15 protein-coding genes and 1 pseudogene are annotated in these 17,560 nt (G+C 69.0%); 8 read left to right on the top strand and 8 right to left on the bottom strand.

The window, feature by feature from the left end; genetic code table 11:
• Positions 1-47: 47 nt before the first annotated feature.
• Together WS51_RS04930 and WS51_RS04925 are read right to left on the bottom strand one after the other, a co-directional pair.
• Positions 48-1,157: a DmpA family aminopeptidase gene (locus WS51_RS04930; protein WP_069228692.1), complete on the bottom strand. Its 1,110-nt coding sequence runs from the start codon at positions 1,155-1,157 to the stop codon at positions 48-50.
• Between the two features lie 44 nt (positions 1,158-1,201).
• Complete coding sequence (locus WS51_RS04925; protein ID WP_069228691.1) at positions 1,202-2,608, bottom strand: APC family permease; 1,407 nt, start codon at positions 2,606-2,608, stop codon at positions 1,202-1,204.
• A gap of 132 nt (positions 2,609-2,740) precedes the next feature.
• On the opposite strand from WS51_RS04925, the gene WS51_RS04920 reads away from it, so the two are divergent.
• Positions 2,741-3,541 (top strand): helix-turn-helix transcriptional regulator, encoded by an 801-nt coding sequence (locus WS51_RS04920; protein WP_059450239.1) that lies wholly within the window; start codon positions 2,741-2,743, stop codon positions 3,539-3,541.
• Positions 3,542-3,557: 16 nt separating this feature from the next.
• Here WS51_RS04920 and WS51_RS04915 read toward each other — a convergent pair whose 3' ends face one another.
• Positions 3,558-4,997, bottom strand: a complete 1,440-nt coding sequence (locus WS51_RS04915) for a cytochrome P450 (RefSeq protein WP_069229128.1) — start codon at positions 4,995-4,997, stop codon at positions 3,558-3,560.
• Positions 4,998-5,084: 87 nt separating this feature from the next.
• Here WS51_RS04915 and WS51_RS04910 point away from each other — a divergent pair, with 87 nt between their 5' ends.
• A complete protein-coding gene (locus WS51_RS04910) occupies positions 5,085-6,023 on the top strand; it encodes a helix-turn-helix domain-containing protein (protein WP_069228690.1) in 939 nt (312 codons plus the stop codon).
• A 21-nt stretch (positions 6,024-6,044) separates the two neighbouring features.
• Here WS51_RS04910 and WS51_RS04905 read toward each other — a convergent pair whose 3' ends face one another.
• Positions 6,045-6,422 carry a nuclear transport factor 2 family protein gene (locus WS51_RS04905; RefSeq protein WP_059793901.1) on the bottom strand — a complete coding sequence of 126 codons (378 nt, stop codon included), beginning with the start codon at positions 6,420-6,422 and terminating at the stop codon, positions 6,045-6,047.
• Positions 6,423-6,805: 383 nt separating this feature from the next.
• On the opposite strand from WS51_RS04905, the pseudogene WS51_RS04900 reads away from it, so the two are divergent.
• The 3 genes and pseudogenes from WS51_RS04900 to WS51_RS04890 all read left to right on the top strand — a co-directional run bounded on the left by WS51_RS04900 (position 6,806) and on the right by WS51_RS04890 (position 9,495).
• Positions 6,806-7,689, top strand: a pseudogene (locus WS51_RS04900) (LysR family transcriptional regulator).
• Between the two features lie 155 nt (positions 7,690-7,844).
• A complete protein-coding gene (locus WS51_RS04895) occupies positions 7,845-8,777 on the top strand; it encodes an AEC family transporter (protein WP_069229127.1) in 933 nt (310 codons plus the stop codon).
• 343 nt (positions 8,778-9,120) lie between these two features.
• Positions 9,121-9,495: a COG4315 family predicted lipoprotein gene (locus WS51_RS04890; protein WP_059450237.1), complete on the top strand. Its 375-nt coding sequence runs from the start codon at positions 9,121-9,123 to the stop codon at positions 9,493-9,495.
• A gap of 157 nt (positions 9,496-9,652) precedes the next feature.
• Here the strand turns inward: WS51_RS04890 and WS51_RS04885 are convergent, their stop codons facing one another.
• Together WS51_RS04885 and aptA are read right to left on the bottom strand one after the other, a co-directional pair.
• Positions 9,653-11,170, bottom strand: a complete 1,518-nt coding sequence (locus WS51_RS04885) for a CoA-acylating methylmalonate-semialdehyde dehydrogenase (protein WP_059507369.1) — start codon at positions 11,168-11,170, stop codon at positions 9,653-9,655.
• Positions 11,171-11,219: 49 nt separating this feature from the next.
• Positions 11,220-12,578, bottom strand: a complete 1,359-nt coding sequence (gene aptA, locus WS51_RS04880; RefSeq protein WP_059507368.1) for an omega-aminotransferase AptA — start codon at positions 12,576-12,578, stop codon at positions 11,220-11,222.
• Positions 12,579-12,683: 105 nt separating this feature from the next.
• On the opposite strand from aptA, the gene WS51_RS04875 reads away from it, so the two are divergent.
• On the top strand, positions 12,684-13,658 hold the full coding sequence (locus WS51_RS04875) for a LysR family transcriptional regulator (RefSeq protein ID WP_060272197.1): 975 nt from the start codon (positions 12,684-12,686) through the stop codon (positions 13,656-13,658).
• Between the two features lie 100 nt (positions 13,659-13,758).
• Positions 13,759-14,250, top strand: coding sequence for a 2,4'-dihydroxyacetophenone dioxygenase family protein (locus WS51_RS04870; RefSeq protein ID WP_059450233.1), 492 nt, complete (start codon positions 13,759-13,761; stop codon positions 14,248-14,250).
• A 122-nt stretch (positions 14,251-14,372) separates the two neighbouring features.
• On the opposite strand, the gene WS51_RS04865 is transcribed toward WS51_RS04870, so the two are convergent.
• Positions 14,373-15,518 (bottom strand): epoxide hydrolase family protein, encoded by a 1,146-nt coding sequence (locus WS51_RS04865; RefSeq protein WP_069228689.1) that lies wholly within the window; start codon positions 15,516-15,518, stop codon positions 14,373-14,375.
• 76 nt (positions 15,519-15,594) lie between these two features.
• Positions 15,595-16,566 carry a GlxA family transcriptional regulator gene (locus tag WS51_RS04860; RefSeq protein WP_069229126.1) on the bottom strand — a complete coding sequence of 324 codons (972 nt, stop codon included), beginning with the start codon at positions 16,564-16,566 and terminating at the stop codon, positions 15,595-15,597.
• Between the two features lie 140 nt (positions 16,567-16,706).
• Between WS51_RS04860 and WS51_RS04855 the strand changes: the two genes are divergently transcribed.
• Positions 16,707-17,507 carry an SDR family NAD(P)-dependent oxidoreductase gene (locus tag WS51_RS04855; protein WP_059450231.1) on the top strand — a complete coding sequence of 267 codons (801 nt, stop codon included), beginning with the start codon at positions 16,707-16,709 and terminating at the stop codon, positions 17,505-17,507.
• The last annotated feature ends 53 nt before the right edge of the window (positions 17,508-17,560 follow it).

Raw genomic sequence — 17,560 nt, 5'->3', positions numbered from 1 at the left:
CCGGCACTGTCCGCCACGCCGCGTCGACTGAAGCGGCGCATGCGGTGTCAGGCGCCGCGCCCCGGCCGCCAGCCCACTTCGCGCAATGCATCCAGCAAACGCGCGTGCCCCAGCCCTTCGACCCGCGCGCCGCGCGATTCGACGTCGCTCCCCGCGACCAGCGCATTCACGATCGCCTCCTCCACCGCCTCCGCCGCCGCGACGAACAGCGCGGAGATGTGGTCGTTGTTCACCATCTTCACGGCCGTCGTCGGCGCGCCCTTGCTGCCGTAGTTCGCGGCCAGCAGCCCGTCGTTGCCCGTCGCGAACGCGAGGAAGATGTCGCCGCTCGAATCCTCGGTCCCGCCGCCGACGCGAGCCAGCCCGACGCTCGCCCGCTGCGCCAGGCGCGTGCACTGATGCGGCAGCAGCGGCGCGTCGGTCGCGATCGTGACGACGATCGAACCCATCCCGGCCTCGCCCTGTGCACCGGGTGCGCGAAACGGCGAATGCACGTGCCGCAGCACCTCGCCGACCGGATAGCCGGCCACGCGCAGCATCTCGCGCACGCCGTAGTTCGCCTGCACGAGCGCGCCGACGGTCCAGCCGCCCGCGTCGGCCGCGACCACGCGCGACGCGGTGCCGATGCCGCCCTTGAACTCGTGGCAGATCATTCCGGTGCCGCCGCCCACGCCGCCCTCGGCGACGGGCCCCGACTGCGCGGCGGCCAGCGCGCGCAGCACGTGGCCGGCGCTTACGTGCTGCCCCCAGATGTCGTTGAGCAGGCCGTCGTAGGTTTCCATCACGACGGGCATGCACCAGTACACGCGGCCGGCCGCCGCTTCGCGTTCGTTCGCGACCAGCGCGTCGCGCACCGCGCCGACACTGTGCGTGTTCGTGTAGGCGACGGGCGTCGTCAACAGGCCGGCTTCGCGGATCCATTCGAGCCCGGTCGCGTCGCCGTTGCCGTTCAGTACGTGAACGCCCGCAAAGCACGGCGAATCGTGCGCGGCGCCCGCGCGCGGCTCGATGACGGTGACGCCGGTGCGGATCGACGCGTCGCCGTTCTCCACGTTCAGCGTGCAATGTCCGACCCGCACGCCCGGCACGTCCGTGATCGCGTTGAAGCGGCCCGGCGTGCCGAGTCCGATGCGGATGCCGAGATCCCTCGTGCGCATGATGCAATTCCTCCCGTCTTTCAGTGGTTCGGTGTGTCGATGGATCAAAGCGAGCGGAACGCCTCGCTGTGGCGCGCCCAGACCGCATACATCGCGAGCGCGGCCACCAGCAGCCCGCCGATGATGATCAGGTCGGTCGGCTTGGTCGCGGTCGCGAGTGTCGTGTAAAGCGTGTAAGTGGCGCCCGCGACCGCGACGAGCGGCGTCACGGGCCACAGGGGCATCCGGTAATGATGCTCGACGTCGCGACGCACGAGGCGGCTCGCCAGCGCGGCCAGCCCGACGACGAGGTAGATCAGCAGCAGCAGGTCGACCGTGAACGCGGTCAGCTCGTCGAGGCTCGACACGAACACGAGCCCCGACGACGGCAGCGCGAGCGCGAGCGTCGCGAGCCACGGCGACTGCAAGCGCGGATGGATCGTGGAGAACGCGCGGTTGCAGCCGCGCGACCACAGCGCATGCCGGCCGCTGCTGTACAGCAGGCGTCCCATCGTGATCACGATCGCGATGATCGCGTTGAACACCGACAGGAAGATCCCGCCGCTGACCACGCGCGACACCGTCGGGTTGCTCAGCGAACGCACGACATAGCCGATCGGGTCCGCGCTCTTCGTCAGCTCCGTCAGCGACGGCGCGCCGAGCACGATCGCGGTGAGCGGAATCAGTTCGACGACGAGAATCACCAGCAGCGAACAGATCACCGCCTTCGCGACGTTGCGGTTGCCGCCGCGCAGGTCTTCCGCGAGATAGGCTGCGGAGCCGAAGCCGTTGTAGCAGAAGATCGCCGTGCCGATCGCGGGCACGATCGCCGCGAGCGTGGCCGGCACCAGCGCATTGCCGCTCGCGACGACCGGTGCGACCAGCGCATCGGCGCCGCGATGCGGCGAGCCGAAGCCGAGCCCCGCGATCAGCATCAGCACGCCGATCTCGACGACGAGAAACGCGCCCGTGATCCACGCGTTGGTCTTGATGTTCAGCATCCCGAGCAGATAGCTGAGCAGCACGATCGTGAGCGCGACCGACTGGTTGCCGAAGTGCGTGCCGAGCGCGTTGTTCAGATACGGCGCGGCGCCGCTCGCGAGCACAGCCGGGATGAACACGCTGACGGACAGCACCGTGATGAACGTCAGGTAGCCGGGCAGCGTGCCGAACACGCGCTTGGCCATCACGTATTCGCCGCCCGCGCTGCGATGCGCGGCACTGAGCTCCGCGTAGCAAAGCGCGAACGCGAGTGCGAGCACGCCGCCGAGCACGAACGACAGCACCGCGCCGCTGCCTGCCTGCTGGATCGCGAAGGGCGCGATCACGAAGATCGAACTTGCGGGCGTCACGCCCGACACGGTGATCATCACCGCGTCGCGCACGCTGAGCGTCTGCGACAGCGCGCGCGGCGCGTCTTCCGTGTCGGGCGTCGCTTGCAGCGTGCCCGTCGATTCCGACATCATCGCCATTTCGTTCTCCTGTTGCTCCTACCCTGCTCTTTTTTGAACACCCATACTCGGGCCCGATTGATTGCGTGGCAGTCTAGGAAGCCAAATTCAGGACCGCTATTCCCCCTTCGTGTTACACCCTTCGGTGGTGGTATGGATCGACTCTTCTCCGAAATCGCGATGCACCAGGCGCTCGGCCGCGCGATCGATCATCTGGGCCAGCCGCGCTTCTGGCGCTTCCTGGTGCTGCTGCTCAACGAAATGGTGCCGTTCGACAACGCGCTCGCGACCGCGATCGGCTCCGACGGCGTGCCGCTCGTGCTCGACGAATACGACACGGGCGGCTCCGACAGCGCGTCGCCGGTGCCGCTTTACCTCAATGGGTTATATCTGCTCGACCCGTTCCTGCAGGCCGCGCACGACGGGCTCGCCGACGGCTGCTACCGGCTCGAGGAAGTCGCGCCCGACCTGTTCCGGCAGAGCGAGTATTTCCTGAGCTACTTCCGCGACGCGGTCGGCGACGATGAAATCCAGATCCTGCTGCGCCCGAACCCCGACCTGCTGCTGTCGTTGTCGCTCGGCGCGTCCGCGCGCTTCGAGGTCGAACCGCTCGGCAAGCTGACGGCCGCGATGCCGTGGGTGCTCGCGACGATCCGGCAGCACTGGCGGCTGGTGGGCGATGCCGCGCGCGCAACGCCGGACGACGATCTCGGCGCGCGCGTCGAGCAGGCGCTCGCGCGCTTCGGCGCGGGCGTGCTGACCGATCGCGAGATGTCGATCGCAAGAATGGTGCTGCGCGGCAATTCGTCGAAGGCGATCGCGGAACGGCTGGCGATTTCACCGGAGACGGTGAAGGTGCATCGGCGGCATCTTTACGCGAAGCTCGGGATCTCGTCGCAGCCGGAGCTGTTCTCGCGGTTCATTCAGGCGTTGGGGGAGGATGCGGCAGGCTGAGCGCGGCTTCGCAGCGTCATGACGCTGCGGCGTTCGCCGCCGGCGACGTCGGCGCGATCGCCAGGTGCAGCGCACGCTCGGGCCGCAGCGTCACGTTCAGCGTCGCGCGCGGCGGCGCCATGCCGGGCGGCACCGACAATGCATGGCGCTGCAGGATCATTGCCGCCGCCACCGTCATCTCCGTCATCGCCAGATGCTGGCCGAGGCACACGCGCGGCCCCGTGCCGAACGGCAGGTAAGCGCCGCGCGGAATCGCCGGCGCATCGTCGCCGAAGCGCTGGGGCCGGAAGGCCGCCGGCTCCGGAAACCAGCGCGCGTCGTGATGCATCAGCTGAATCGGCAGCATGAACAACGTTCGCGCCGGAAATTGCCATGCGCCCAGCGCGACCGGCCGCGATGCGCGACGGCTGATCAGGATCGGCGCGGCCGGATACATGCGCATCGTTTCCTCGAGTGTCTGCGTCAGATAGCGCAAAGCGGCGCGCGTGTCGGCAGTCGGCGCACGGCCGCCCAGCACGCGCACGACTTCGTCGCGCGCGGCGGCCTGCGCGGCCGGGTGCGCTGCCATGTTCCACGCCCACCAGGTCAGCGTGGCCGCGACCGTCTCGTGACCGGCCAGGAATGCCGTCATGCACTCGTCGTGCACGGCCTGCAGCGGCCATGTGCGCGGGTCGGCGCGGTGCAGCCGCAACAGGCGCGACAGCAGGTCGTCCGGCCAGCCGTGCTCCGGCACGTCCAGACGCGCATGCAGTTGCCGGTCGATCAATCCGTTCAGCACCGCCAGCGCCCTCGCCTTGCCGCGCTTCCACGGCATCCAGTCCGGCGCGTTCGCGGGCTGGTAGAACTCGGCGTTCGCCACCGCGCTGATCGTGCGCACGGCCGCCTCGGCCACGCGCGCATTCGCGCCGATCGCGTCCGAGAACATCGTTCGCATGATCACGTCCATCGCGAGCGACGTCAGCGCGCTTTCGATCGGCCAGTGCGCGTCGTGCGCGGGCCACTGCGCAAGCGCGTGGCCGGCCGTCGCGGCGATCGACGGCACGAATGCCTGCACCGGTTTCGGCATGAAATTCGGCTGCATCGCATGGCGCTTGTCGCGCCATGCGTGACCTTCGGCAATCAGCACGCTATGCCCGTGAACCTGCGAAAACACGCGGATGCCGCGCTCCCAGCGCACCAGCGCATCGTGCTGCGCGACCAGCAGCTCGCGCACGAGCGCCGGGTCGGTCACGACCACCGCGTGTTCGGGCCACATGCGCAGGTGCACGACGTCGCCATGCGCGCGCTGCCAGCCCGCGAGCGTGCCGAGCAGGTCGCGCGACATCGCGCGCAGCAGCCGCCAACCCGTCAGGCCGGCGCGCGGCCCCGGCGGCCATGCGCCGGGCGGGTGAAGCGCGGGCGCCGCACCGGCGGCGTCCGCATGGAACGGGCATCGGGAAGAGGATCGTGTGTTCATGCACCGGATTGTCCGGATCGACACGCGGCCGGTCTTGAACGCAAACGACATCGACACGCGCGGTGCAGGTCCCTATACTCCGGCGTCATGCCCTTCGGTCCGTCTCCCGCTTTGCCGCCGTGTCCCGATCCGCTCGCGCGTGCGCCGCGCGTGCAGTGCGACGGCCGCTCGCCGCCCACCCGGCTGTATCCGCCGCCGGCCGCGCTGCAAGGCGCGGTCGTCGCGATCGTCACCCGCGACACGCGCGGCTTCGCGTTGAGCGACGCGCAGCGGCTCACGCATTTCCCGGCATCGCCGATCGTCTGCCTGTCGTGGTATCGCGGCCTCGACGTCGGGCTCGTGCAACGCACCGGCGACGGGCCCGCATGGCGGCCGTTCGGCGCATCCGCGACGCTGTCGGGCAGCCAGTCGATGCCGGTCGCGAGCTGGGCGCCGACGACCGGGCAAGGCGGCATCGTGTGCCTGCATGCCGACGCCGCACGCGCGCTGTTCGGCGTCGCGCTGCCGGCGATCCACGACACCTTCGTCGACGCGCATGCATGTCTCGACGACAGCTGGCAGCCGCTGCTCGATGCGCTCGTTAATGCCGAACACGACGACGATGCACTGGCCGCGCTCGACCGTTACGTCGCGCCGCGCTGGCACGCGCTGCGCGGCAACGTGTCGCCGCTGACGTCACTGCGCGATGCCGGACGCGGCTGGGTCGGGCGTCTCGCGTCGAAAGCGCGCGAATGGCGGTACACCCACAGCCCGCGCCAGGTCGAACGGCGCATCAAGTCGTACAGCGGCCACTCGTTGCGCGACTGGCAAACGCTGGTGCGCACCGAAGGCGTGTTCTTCGCCGCGCGCGACCGGCAGGAGGCCGGGCAGCCGGTCGACTGGGCCGCGCTCGCGCTGGACGAGGGATTCGCCGACCAGGCACACCTGAGCCGCGCGACGCGGCGCATCACCGGCTTCTCGCCGACCGAGTTCGTACGGCGCTTCACCGAGGACGAATCGTTCTGGATGTACCGTCTCTGGGTGTGACAAGCCGCTGGCCGTCGCGCATCAGCGGGCCGATTCGATGAACCCGCCCTCGGGCGCCTGATGCGGCACATACCAGCCGAAATACACTTCGGCCTCGACGATCCGGCCATCGCGCACGCGCAACCGCTCTGCATTGCGAAACCGCCTGCCGGCGCTCGTGTCGGCTTCGTATACGACGAACACGTATTCGCCGTGCACGGCGACGTCGACGAACGCGAAACGGGCGAGCAACGCGCTGTTCGGCCAGCAGCGCGCCAGATAGGCGTCGCGGTCGAGCCGGTTGTCGAGCGGGCTCGTGAAATGAAAGTCCGGCGCGATCAGTGCTTCGATCGCGTCGCGGTCCTTGTCGACGTACGCGCGATAGCTGGCGCGCGCAACGTCGCCGGGGTCGTCTGTCATCGTTGTTTCCTCCACGAAGGGCGGGGCCGGCGCGACAGCGCGCGCCGCCCTGACGCATCGATCGAATGCATGCGGGCAGCCAGACCGGCGACGACCGCCCACCGCGGGCAGCGATGCGTGCATGCGCGCCTCGATGCCATTCACGAAAACCCGCACCTGGCGATCGCTGCGACCATCTGCACACGGCGCGCCGCGTTTTCCGCCACGCGCCGATGGCGCGGTTGCCCGTTTCCGCACGCGCGGGCATGATGTCCGCCAGCGTGCCGGCCGCGCAGCCGGCTTGGTCGAGCATCGGCGCTGCGATCGGCATGCCGTCGATGCGCCGCCTCCGGCATCATCGAGCAATCCGCGTGCCGGCACCGGCCGCCTACCTCACCGACTCCATGTCACTACGCGCATTCAGAACGCTGGTCGCGATCGCCCGATACCGGACCTTCGCACGCGCCGGCGAAGCGATCGGGCTCACGCAATCGGCCGTGAGCCTGCAGATCAAGACGCTCGAAAGCGAATACAACGTGCAGCTGTTCGACCGTTCGCGCCGCCATCCGGTACTGACCGAAGCCGGCAACATCCTCGTCGCGCAAGCCGAGCAGGTGCTCGCGATGGTCGACCGGATTCCCGATGCGCTCAGCGACGAGAAGAAGCTGGTCGGCCGCCTGCGAATCGGCGCGATCCAGACCGCGCTGTCCGGCCCGCTGCCCGATGCGCTGCTCGCGCTGCGTGCCGCGCATCCGTCGTTGCGCGTGCACGTATCGGCGGGCATGTCGGCCGAACTGGCGAACCGCGTCGCCGCCGGCGAGCTCGATGCCGCGATCACGACGCGCACGGTGCGCCCGCACCCGGCGCAACTGACGTGGACCACGCTGTACGAAGACCGCTTCTGGCTGCTCGCGCCGCCGCAGTATGCGGAGCGCGACGCGCGCACGCTGCTCGAGGCGTTGCCGTTCATCCGCTTCGACGCGCAGGCATGGGCCGGCCGGATGATCGCCGCCGAGTTGCGCCGCATCGGCGTGCGCGTACGCGAGAGATGGTGCTCGACAGCGCGGAGACGATCGCGCGGATGGTCGCGCGCGGGCTCGGCGCGGCGATCGTCGCACTCCCCGACTCGACGCTCGCGCGGCTGCCGCCCGTCACGCGCTTGCCGTTCGGCGAGCCGCAAATGGGCCGTGCGGTCGTGCTGCTTGAACACCAGTCGCGGCCCGCGGAGCGTTTCGCGCGTGCGCTGGCCGCCGAAGTCACCGCGTCATCGATGAGAATTTCTCATTGAATACCCGATAATTAACCATTATTCCTGCTGCATCCGCGTGTTAACTTGGCGGCATCGTCACTCTTTCGATTGCGTGCCGCCATGTCGCCCGCCGGATGGATTCCCGCTTCGTTCCGCTGCCGCGCCTGCCTGCCGTCTCGCCCGAAGGCGCGTCGATGATCGGCCCGATCCTGCTCGCGCTCGCGCCGGTCGCGCTGTTGGTGGCGCTCGGCCACGGCCTGCGCCGCACGGGCTTCATCGCCGATGCGTTCTGGCCGCATGCCGAGCGGCTCTGCTATTACGTGCTGCTGCCCGCGCTGTTCGCGAACGGCCTCGCGAACGCGCGGTTGCAGGCGTTGCCCGTCGTGCCGCTGGCGGCGGCGCTGGTCGGTTCGACCGTGCTCGTCGCGGCGCTTCTGCTGCTGGTCCGCCGTTTCGTTTCGGTGGACGGCGCCGGATTCACGTCGGTATTCCAGGGCGCGGTGCGCTTCAACAACTATGTCGGCACCGCGCTCGCCGCCGGACTCTTCGGCGCGCACGGAATCGCGCTCGCGGCCGTGTGCGTCGCGGTGATCGTGCCGACGGTGAACCTGATGTGCGTGCTGGTGTTCGCGCGCTACGGCAACACGCGGTTCGGCGCGTGGGCGCTCGTGCGCCAGATCCTGTCGAATCCGCTCGTCGTCGGCTGCGCGCTGGGGATCGCGATGCAGGCCGCGGGCGTCGCGTTTCCGGCTGCCGTCGAGCCGGCCGTCCGTGCGCTCGGCGCCGCGTCGATGCCGCTCGGCCTGCTGTGCGTGGGCGCGGCGCTGAAGTTCGACGCGGCGCGCCAATGGATGCAGCCGATGTGCATCGCGTCGGCGTTCAAGTTCATGGCGATGCCGCTCGCCACGCTCGCGGCAGGCCGCCTGTTCGGGCTCGGCGATGCCGCGCTGACCATCGCGCTGCTGTTCCAGGCGCTGCCGACCTCGTCCTCGTCGTACATCATGGCGCGCCAGCTCGGCGGCGATGCACCGCTGATGGCCGGGATCACCGCGTTCCAGACAGTCGCCGCCGCACTCGCGATGCCGGCCGTGCTGACGGCGCTCGCGTCGGCGCCGGTATTTCGCTGACGGCCCGGCACCGCGCCGTGCCCGCGTCCGTCGCGCAAGCACAACCGCACGAGCCGGCCTGACTCGCGACGCTTCGGGGACGGATACCGAATCCCGCCGCACGCGCGCAACCGCCCCGCCCGTTGCGCGGCACGCACGCATCGCCGATATGCCCCCGGTTGTTCTCGCAGCCCCGCCAAAAAGCGCCTATGGTGAATGAAGCGGGTCCGTTGCCTCCGCCATTCGACTACACGTCGCTCGCACCGGCGGCCACGGCGCCGCGTTCCGGCACCATTCCCCGCAGTCCCGCGCACGCCGGCCATGCGTGCGGCTGCGCCGCCCACCGGACTACAAGGAGGTAATCATGAAAGCCGTGCTGCTCGTCAGCTCCGCCGTGCTCGCCATGGCGTCCGTCTCGGCCTCGGCTCAAGGCTCGATCACCAAGGTCGAAAACGGCGCGCTCGTCGCCGCGAACGGCATGACCGTCTACGCATTCGACAAGGACAAGCCCAACGCAGGCACCAGCGCATGCACGGGCCAATGCGAAGCGATCTGGCCGCCGTACAAGGCCAGCGCGACCGATGTCCCGGTCGGCCCCTACACGATCGTCAAGCGCGACGACGGCAGCCCGCAATGGGCCTACAAGGGCAAGCCGCTGTACTTCTTCGCGAAGGACATGAAACAGGGCGACCGCAACGGCGACAACTTCAAGAACATGTGGCACGTGGTCGCGCCGTAAGCGTGCCGTCCCGGTCTTCCGTGCCGGCACGGCCGCCGCGCAGATGAAAAGACCCGCCCCGGTCGGCGACCGGGGCGGGTCCTTGCGTCCTTCCTTCGCGCGCCGCCTCGCATCACGCCGCCGACGGGCGCGCGTCGCGTGACGGCCGGATCGCGCGTCAGCGGTTCGACGGGAAGCTGAACACCGTGCCTTCGCGCACGCCGGCCGATGGCCAGCGCTGCGTGATCGTCTTGCGCTTCGTGTAGAAGCGCACCGCATCCGGGCCGTACGCGTGCAGGTCGCCGAACAGCGAGCGCTTCCAGCCGCCGAACGAGTGATACGCGACGGGCACCGGCAGCGGCACGTTGATGCCGACCATGCCGATCTGGATGTTGTCGCTGAAGTAGCGCGCCGCCTCGCCGTCGCGCGTGAACAGGCACGTGCCGTTGCCGTATTCGTGCGCGTCGATCAGCGCCATCGCCTCGTCGAGCGACTTCAGGCGAATCACGCCGAGCACCGGCCCGAAGATCTCGTGCTGATAGATCGGCATGCCGGGCTTCACGTTGTCGAACAGGCACGGGCCGAGGTAGTAGCCGCCGTCGTGACCGTCGACCTTCACGCCGCGCCCGTCGACGACGAGCGTCGCGCCCGCTGCCACGCCCGCGTCGACGAAGCCCGTCACCTTCTCGAAATGCTGCTTCGTGACGAGCGGGCCCATGTCGACGCCGGCGCCGTTGCCCGGGCCGACCTTCATCTTCGCGATCTCGGCCTTCAGGCCCTCGACCACCTTGTCGCCCGTTTCATCGCCGATCGCGACAACCAGCGGAATCGCCATGCAGCGCTCGCCGCACGAGCCGTACGCGGCGCCCATCAGCGCGTTCACCGCGTTGCCGATGTCGGCGTCGGGCATCACGACCGCGAAGTTCTTCGCGCCGCCGAGCGCCTGCACGCGCTTGCCGTGCGCGCAGCCGGTCGAATAGATGTATTCGGCGATCGGCGTCGAGCCGACGAAGCTCACCGCCTTCACGCGCGGGTCGGTCAACAGCGTGTCGACCGCTTCCTTGTCGCCGTTCACGACGTTCAGCACGCCCGGCGGCAGGCCGGCCTCGAGCGCCAGTTCCGCCATGCGCAGCGTCGACGACGGCGTGCGCTCGGACGGCTTCAGCACGAACGTGTTGCCGCATGCGACGGCCATCGGCCACATCCACAGCGGCACCATCACCGGGAAGTTGAACGGCGTGATGCCGGCCGCGACGCCGAGCGCCTGGAATTCGCTCCACGAGTCGATCGCGGGGCCGACGTTCTTGGTGTGCTCGCCCTTCAGCAGCTCGGGCACGTAGGTCGCGTATTCGACGTTCTCGATTCCGCGCTGCAGCTCGCCCATCGCGTCGGCGAGCACCTTGCCGTGTTCGGCGGTGATCAGCGCGCACAGCTCGTCCGCATGCTCCTCGAGCAGCGTCTTGAAGCGGCTCATCACGCGCGCGCGCTTCAGCGGCGGCGTATTGCGCCACGCGGGGAACGCGGCCTGCGCGGACGCGATCGCGGCTTCGACGGTCAGCTTGTCGGCGAGCGCGACGCTCTTGCGCGATTCGCCGGTGGCCGGGTCGAACACCGGCTGCACGCGGCTGCCGCCGTCGACGCGCTTGCCGTCGATCAGGTGGCCGACGGTGGAGGTCACATTGCTGTCGTGTTTCATGATTCTGGCTCGGTCGTGAATTCGGTTGTCGCAGGCAACGGGCCGCGGCTCAGTCGACTTCGTTCAGTGCGTCGGACAGCGCGTTCACGAGGTTGTCGATCTCGCGCTTTTCCGAAATGAACGGCGGCGCGAGCTGGATCGTGTCGCCGCCGTAGCGCACGTAAAAGCCCTTCGCCCAGCAGCGCATCGCGATCTCGTACGGCCGCCGTGCCGGCTCGCCCGGCAGCGCCGCGATCGTCAGGCCGGCGGCCAGCCCGTAGTTGCGGATGTCGGTGATATGGCGCTGCCCCTTCAGCCCGTGCACGGCCGCCTCGAAATGCGGTGCGAGTGCGCGCACGCGCGCCACCGCGTCTTCCTTCACCAGCAGGTCGAGCGCCGCGACGCCGGCCGCGCACGCGACCGGGTGCGCCGAGTACGTGTAGCCGTGCGGAAACTCGAGCATGTACTCGGGGCCGCCCGCGGCCATGAACGTGTCGTAGATTTCCTTCGTCGCGATCACGCCGCCGAGCGGCTGCACGCCGTTCGTCACCTGTTTCGCGAAGTTCATGATGTCCGGCACCACGCCGAACGCGTCGGCGCCCGTCATCGCGCCGGCACGGCCGAAGCCCGTGATGACTTCGTCGAAGATCAGCAGGATGTCGTGCGCGGTACAGATGTCGCGCAAGCGCTTCAGATAGCCCTTCGGCGGCACGACCACGCCCGCCGAACCGGAGAACGGCTCGACGATCACGGCCGCGATGTTCGATGCATCGTGCAGCGCGATCAGGTCGAGCAGGCGGTCGGCCAGATCGGCGCCGTGCTCCGGCATTCCGCGCGAGAAGCGGTTTTCGGCGAGTTGCGTGTGCGGCAGGAAGTCGGCGTCGATCCCCTGGCCGAACAGCTTGCGGTTCGGCCCGATCCCGCCGACCGAGATGCCGCCGAAGTTCACGCCGTGATAACCCTTCTCGCGGCCGATCAGGCGCGTCTTCGTGCCCTTGCCCTTGGCGCGCCAGTAAGCACGGGCCATCTTCAGCGACGTGTCGGCCGCTTCCGAACCCGAGCCCGTGAAGAATACGTAGTCGAGGCCGGCCGGCGTCAGCTCCTTGATCTTGTTCGCCAGCTCGAACGACCTCGGATGGCCGAACTGGAACGCCGGCGCGTAGTCGAGCTGCGCGACCTGGCGGCTCACCGCTTCCGTGATTTCCGCGCGGCCGTGACCGAGGCCCGTGCACCACAGGCCCGACAGGCCGTCGAAGATCTTGCGGCCTTCGGCATCCGTGAAATATGCGTCCTTGGCCGACACGATCATGCGCGGATCGGACTTGAACTGACGGTTCGCCGTAAACGGCATCCAGTGGGCGTCGAGCCACGCGGCGTCGGTGCGGGTGCCGGTTTCGTCGTGCTGGCTGGCGGTGATCGTGTCGGTCATGTCGGTCGGCGCGGCGCGCCCCTCCTTCTTGTGATGATGTTGCGCATTGTCGGGAGGCCAATTAGTCTCTTCAATATCGCAATATCAATGTTCACTTGCGCAACTATGCAAGCAAAGAAACCGAAGAGCCGCGCGCTGCTCGGGCAGCTCAGCGACATGGATCTGCGGCTGCTGCGGGTCTTCAAGGGCGTCGTGCAGTGCGGCGGGATGGCGGCGGCCGAACTCGAGCTGAACATCGGCATCTCGACGATCAGCCGGCACGTGAAGGACCTGGAAACGCGCCTGGGCCTCGTGCTGTGCCGGCGCGGCCGCGCCGGCTTCACGCTGACCGCCGAGGGGCAGACGGTGTACGAGGAGACGCTGCGACTGCTTGCATCGATGGAAGCGTTTCGCAGCAGAATCGACGGCATTCACGACAAGATGGGCGGAGAACTGCATGTCGCCGTATTCGACAAGACGGCGACCAATCCGAACGCGCGGCTCGGCGACGCGATCCGCCAGTTCGCCGACGAAGCGCCCGACGTCGCACTGAACCTGCATGTCGCGTCGATCAACGAGGTCGAGCGCGGGATCATCGACGGCAGCTATCAGGTCGGGATCATCCCGGCGCACCGCAGCTCGGGCAGCCTCGTGTATTCGGAACTGTTCGACGAGCGGATGCTGCTGTACTGCGGCCGCCAGCATCCGCTGTTCGATGCGCCGCACGGCAAGCTCACATGGACGACGATTCGCGACCACGCGTTCGCCGGGCTCGGCTTCCACTCGCCGAACATGGAATTGAGCCATCGCGCGAAGCTCACGCGCAGCGCGACGGCATCGGACCAGGAATCGATCGCGACGCTGATCCTGTCGGGCCGCTACCTCGGGTTTCTGCCCGACCATTACGCGGAAAGCTTCGAAAACAAGGCGCTGATGCAGCCGATCGCGCCGCATCGCTTCAACTACCGGTGCCGGTTCGTGAGCCTGCTGCGGCGCTCGCCGCGGCCGACGCGCGCGGCGCTGCTGTTCCAGTCGTGCCTCGAGGCAGCGCATGCGGTGGCGCGGGAAGGCGAAGATGAGGCAGATGGCAGCGACGCTTAGCGGGGCCCGGGCTTCGCTCGCGCCGCCGTCCGACGCGGCGCTGCGGCGCGAGCGCGCTCTGCGATAATGCGCACTTCCCGTTTTCCGCTCCCCGCCCGCCATGACGCAGCCGTCCGCTCCGCTCCCCACCGACCTGCCGCCGATCTCGTGCCTGCCCGGCGATGCGCTGCCGTGGCTGCCGATGAGCGCGGACCTGCCGGGGCTCGCGATCAAGTATCTGCACATCAACGCGGCCGAGGACACACTCACCGCGCTGCTGAAGATGCCGGCCGGCGGCACGCTGCCGCGCCATCGCCACGACGGCGAGGTGTTCGTGCATACGCTGCAGGGTGCGTGGCGCTACCGCGAGTACGAGTGGATTGCGCAGGCCGGCTCGACGGTGCTCGAACCGGCCGGGTCGGTGCATACGCCGGAAACGCTCGGCGCGCCCGGCGACGACGTGATCACCCTCAACGTGATGCGCGGCGATCTGGTGCTGCTCGACGACGATGGCCGCGAAACCGCGCGCGAGAATTGCCGCGTCGCGCTGCTGCGTCAGCGCAAGCACGCGCGCACCGCGCCGCACGATGCGGCGCCGTTCGTCACCCGATGATCACCCGGTAATCGCGCGGCAAGACAGGCGCGCTCGTCGCGTCGCGATCGGCACGGCGCCGGCGCTCGCCAACACGCGCATGTCGGCCCGCCCACGTCGCCCGCCACGCCGCCCAAAGTGCATCACCGGAAACGCCGGAAAAACCGGCGAATATCGTCGGCCAGCAGGTCCGGTTCTTCCATCGCGGCAAAATGGCCGCCGCTCGGCATGTCGGTCCACTGCGCGACGTCGAACACCCGTTCGAGCCAGCTGCGCGGCGGACGGCTGATTTCCTTCGGAAAGCGCGCGAACGCAAGCGGCACCGCCACGCGCTGCCCGGCCGCGAAGCGCATCGGCTGCAGCCGGTTTTCCCAATACATCTGCATTGAAGAACCGATGCAGCCGGTAAACCAGTAGAGCGAGATGCCCGTCAGCAGCGTGTCGTGCGAAAACCGCCGTGCGACGTCGCCATCGCAATCGCTCCACGCGCGAAACTTCTCGGCGATCCACGCGGCCAGCCCGGCCGGCGAATCGTTGAGCGCGACGGCCAGCGTCTGCGGCTTCGTCATGTGCACATGCGCGTATCCACCCTCCAGCGCAACCCACTCCGCGCGCTGCGTCGCGAAGGCCCGTTCGTCGTCGGTCAGCGGCGAAGCCGTGTCGGTCGGCGGCTCGTAGTTGCCCGGCAGGTAGTTCAGATGGATGCCGTCCACCACGTCGGCGTGCCGCGCGCCGAGCGCAATCGACACGCCTGCGCCGAGATCGCCACCTTGCGCGCCGACGCGGCGATATCCGAGGCCGGACATCAACGCCGCCCAGTCGGCGACCTGGAATGCCGACATGCCGGCTGCCGCGGGCGCGGGCGAGAACGCGAAGCCGGGCAGCGACGGCGCGACGACGTCGAACGCGTCGCGCGGATCGCCGCCGAACGCCGCCGGATCGCACAGGCGATCGATCAACGCATTGAATTCGAATACGGACCCCGGCCAGCCGTGCGTGATGACGAGCGGATACGGCGTCGGCCCAGCCCCGCGACGATGGATGAAATGCACGCGTTGCCCGCCCGCGTCCGCGACGAACTGCGGCTGCCGGTTCAGCGCACGCTCCGCCGCCCGCCAGTCGTAGCGCCCGGCCCAGTAGGCAACGAGTTCGCGCAGCCACGCGCCATCCACGCCCTGCTGCCACGGCGCGGCAGGCGTCAGCGCCGGCTCGCGCGTGTCGCGCAGGCGTCGCTGCAGGTCGTCCAGCGCATGATCGGGAATCGCAATGTTGAACGGGGCGGCGTGCATGGTGTCTCCTCGCGACGAATGCCGGAGATTCTGCGCGATTTTTCACGCCCGTGCTGGCGGCGCGCGGCCGCGAGCGTCAGCCCGTTTTGCGCTCGTCCGCGCGCTCGTCCGCCCGCGCGTCGCGCCGCACGGCCTGCGGCGGCACGCCGAAGCCGCGCACGAACGCGTCGCGCAGATGCCGCCGGTCGCGAAAGCCGTTCTCTCTCGCGATCACGTCGAGCGAATGCCGGCTCTGCTCGATCATCAGCCGCGCGGCCTCGAGCCGCAGCCGCTCGATCGCCTTCGCCGGCGACTGCCCGGTTTCGAGCGTAAACACCCGGCTGAACTGGCGCGGACTCAGATGGACGGCCTCGGCCAGCGCCTCGACGGTCAGCGCGCGGGAGAGATTTTGCCGCGCATAGTTCAGCGCGTTCTGAATCCGGTCCGATTTCGGCGCGAGGTCCAGCATTTCCGAATGCTGCGACTGCCCGCCCGAGCGGCGCTGGTGCATCACGAGCTTGTGCGCGACCGAACGCGCGATGTCCGCGCCGAGATCCTTCTCCACCATCGCAAGGGCGAGATCGAGGCCGGCCGTCATCCCGGCGGACGTCCAGATCGGACCATCGACGATGTAGATCCGGTCGTCCTCGACACGAATGTCCGGAAAGTGCTTCTGCATGTCGCGGCCGTACGCCCAGTGCGTCGTCGCGCGGCGCTGCGCGAGCAGGCCGGCCTCGGCGAGCACGAACGCGCCGGTGCAGATGCCGGCGATCCGCCGCGCGCGCGCATTGACGCGCCTGAGGAACGCGACGACGCCGGCCGGCGCCGGCGACGCGAGCGGATCGTTGACACCCGCGACGATCCACGTATCGACGTCGATCCGCCCACGCAGCGCGCGCGTCGCGACCGGCAACCCGAGCGACGAGCGCACATCGCCGCCGTCGACGGAGTAGTTGTCCATCGCGTAGACCGGCTCGCCCGCCGCCATGTTCGCGTACTCGAACACCGATTGCGCGGCCAGCGCCATGATCTGGAAGCCGTCGCTGATCAGAAAGCCGATTCGGTGCATGCGCATCTCCGGTGCCGGGGCATGATCGTCGCGACCCGCCCGATGTCCGAAATCATACCCATCTACGTCATTTGTGTCGCGGCGATTCGCGGCCAGAATGGCTTCACGCACTCACCTTTTCCTCGAACTGGAGCGACATCATGACTGAAGCACATCGCGGTACCGCCGTCATCACCGGCGCATCGTCCGGCATCGGCGCGATCTATGCGGACCGGCTCGCGCGCCGCGGCTACGACCTGATCCTCGTCGCACGCAACCGCGACCGGCTGGCCACGCTCGCCGAACGCATCACGAACGACACGCAGCGCAGCGTCGAGATCCTCGGCGCGGACCTCAACGACCGCGCGGCGCTCGCCGCCGTCGAGGCGAAGCTGAAGCAGGACGCCAGCATCACGCTGCTCGTCAACAACGCGGGCATCGGCACGCACGCGCCGCTGCTCGACAGCGACGTCGACGCGATGACGCGGATGATCGAGCTGAACGTGACCGCGCTCACGCGCCTGACCTATGCGGCCGTGCCCGGCTTCGTCGCGCGCGGGCGCGGCGCCGTGATCAACATTTCGTCGATCGTGGCGCTGTCGCCGGAAACGCTCAATGGTGTATATGGCGGCAGCAAGGCGTTCGTGCTCGCGTTCAGCCAGTCGCTGCACCACGAACTCGCGGAGCACGGCGTGCAGGTGCAGGCCGTGCTGCCCGGCGCGACGGCCACCGACTTCTGGCAGACCGGCGGCCTGCCGCTCGAGCACCTGCCGAAGGAGATCGTGATGTCGGCCACCGACCTGGTCGACGCGGCGCTGGTCGGCTTCGATCGCGGCGAACTCGTGACGATTCCGTCGCTGCATGCAGCCGAAGAATGGGAAGCGTACGACACCGCGCGCCGCACGATGGCGCCGCACCTGTCGACGGATTCGCCCGCGCCGCGCTACGCGGCCGCCCGCTGACGGGCGTCGGACCGGCGGCACATCCGGGATCGGCCGCGCGCCGGCGGATCGCA

The sequence above is a fragment of the Burkholderia territorii genome (assembly GCF_001718335.1).
Classification (GTDB): domain Bacteria; phylum Pseudomonadota; class Gammaproteobacteria; order Burkholderiales; family Burkholderiaceae; genus Burkholderia; species Burkholderia territorii.
The sequence above is the reverse complement of the archived record's forward strand: the minus strand, read 5'-3'. Positions and strand labels throughout refer to the sequence as shown.

Excerpts from the sequence above, each read along its gene's own strand:
- WS51_RS04930 (WP_069228692.1), bottom strand. The coding sequence starts at position 1,157 with ATGCGCACGAGGGATCTCGGCATCCGCATCGGACTCGGCACGCCGGGC.
- WS51_RS04925 (WP_069228691.1), bottom strand. The coding sequence starts at position 2,608 with ATGGCGATGATGTCGGAATCGACGGGCACGCTGCAAGCGACGCCCGAC.
- WS51_RS04920 (WP_059450239.1), top strand. The coding sequence starts at position 2,741 with ATGGATCGACTCTTCTCCGAAATCGCGATGCACCAGGCGCTCGGCCGC.
- WS51_RS04915 (WP_069229128.1), bottom strand. The coding sequence starts at position 4,997 with ATGAACACACGATCCTCTTCCCGATGCCCGTTCCATGCGGACGCCGCC.
- WS51_RS04910 (WP_069228690.1), top strand. The coding sequence starts at position 5,085 with ATGCCCTTCGGTCCGTCTCCCGCTTTGCCGCCGTGTCCCGATCCGCTC.
- WS51_RS04905 (WP_059793901.1), bottom strand. The coding sequence starts at position 6,422 with ATGACAGACGACCCCGGCGACGTTGCGCGCGCCAGCTATCGCGCGTAC.
- WS51_RS04895 (WP_069229127.1), top strand. The coding sequence starts at position 7,845 with ATGATCGGCCCGATCCTGCTCGCGCTCGCGCCGGTCGCGCTGTTGGTG.
- WS51_RS04890 (WP_059450237.1), top strand. The coding sequence starts at position 9,121 with ATGAAAGCCGTGCTGCTCGTCAGCTCCGCCGTGCTCGCCATGGCGTCC.
- WS51_RS04885 (WP_059507369.1), bottom strand. The coding sequence starts at position 11,170 with ATGAAACACGACAGCAATGTGACCTCCACCGTCGGCCACCTGATCGAC.
- aptA (WP_059507368.1), bottom strand. The coding sequence starts at position 12,578 with ATGACCGACACGATCACCGCCAGCCAGCACGACGAAACCGGCACCCGC.
- WS51_RS04875 (WP_060272197.1), top strand. The coding sequence starts at position 12,684 with ATGCAAGCAAAGAAACCGAAGAGCCGCGCGCTGCTCGGGCAGCTCAGC.
- WS51_RS04870 (WP_059450233.1), top strand. The coding sequence starts at position 13,759 with ATGACGCAGCCGTCCGCTCCGCTCCCCACCGACCTGCCGCCGATCTCG.
- WS51_RS04865 (WP_069228689.1), bottom strand. The coding sequence starts at position 15,518 with ATGCACGCCGCCCCGTTCAACATTGCGATTCCCGATCATGCGCTGGAC.
- WS51_RS04860 (WP_069229126.1), bottom strand. The coding sequence starts at position 16,566 with ATGCACCGAATCGGCTTTCTGATCAGCGACGGCTTCCAGATCATGGCG.
- WS51_RS04855 (WP_059450231.1), top strand. The coding sequence starts at position 16,707 with ATGACTGAAGCACATCGCGGTACCGCCGTCATCACCGGCGCATCGTCC.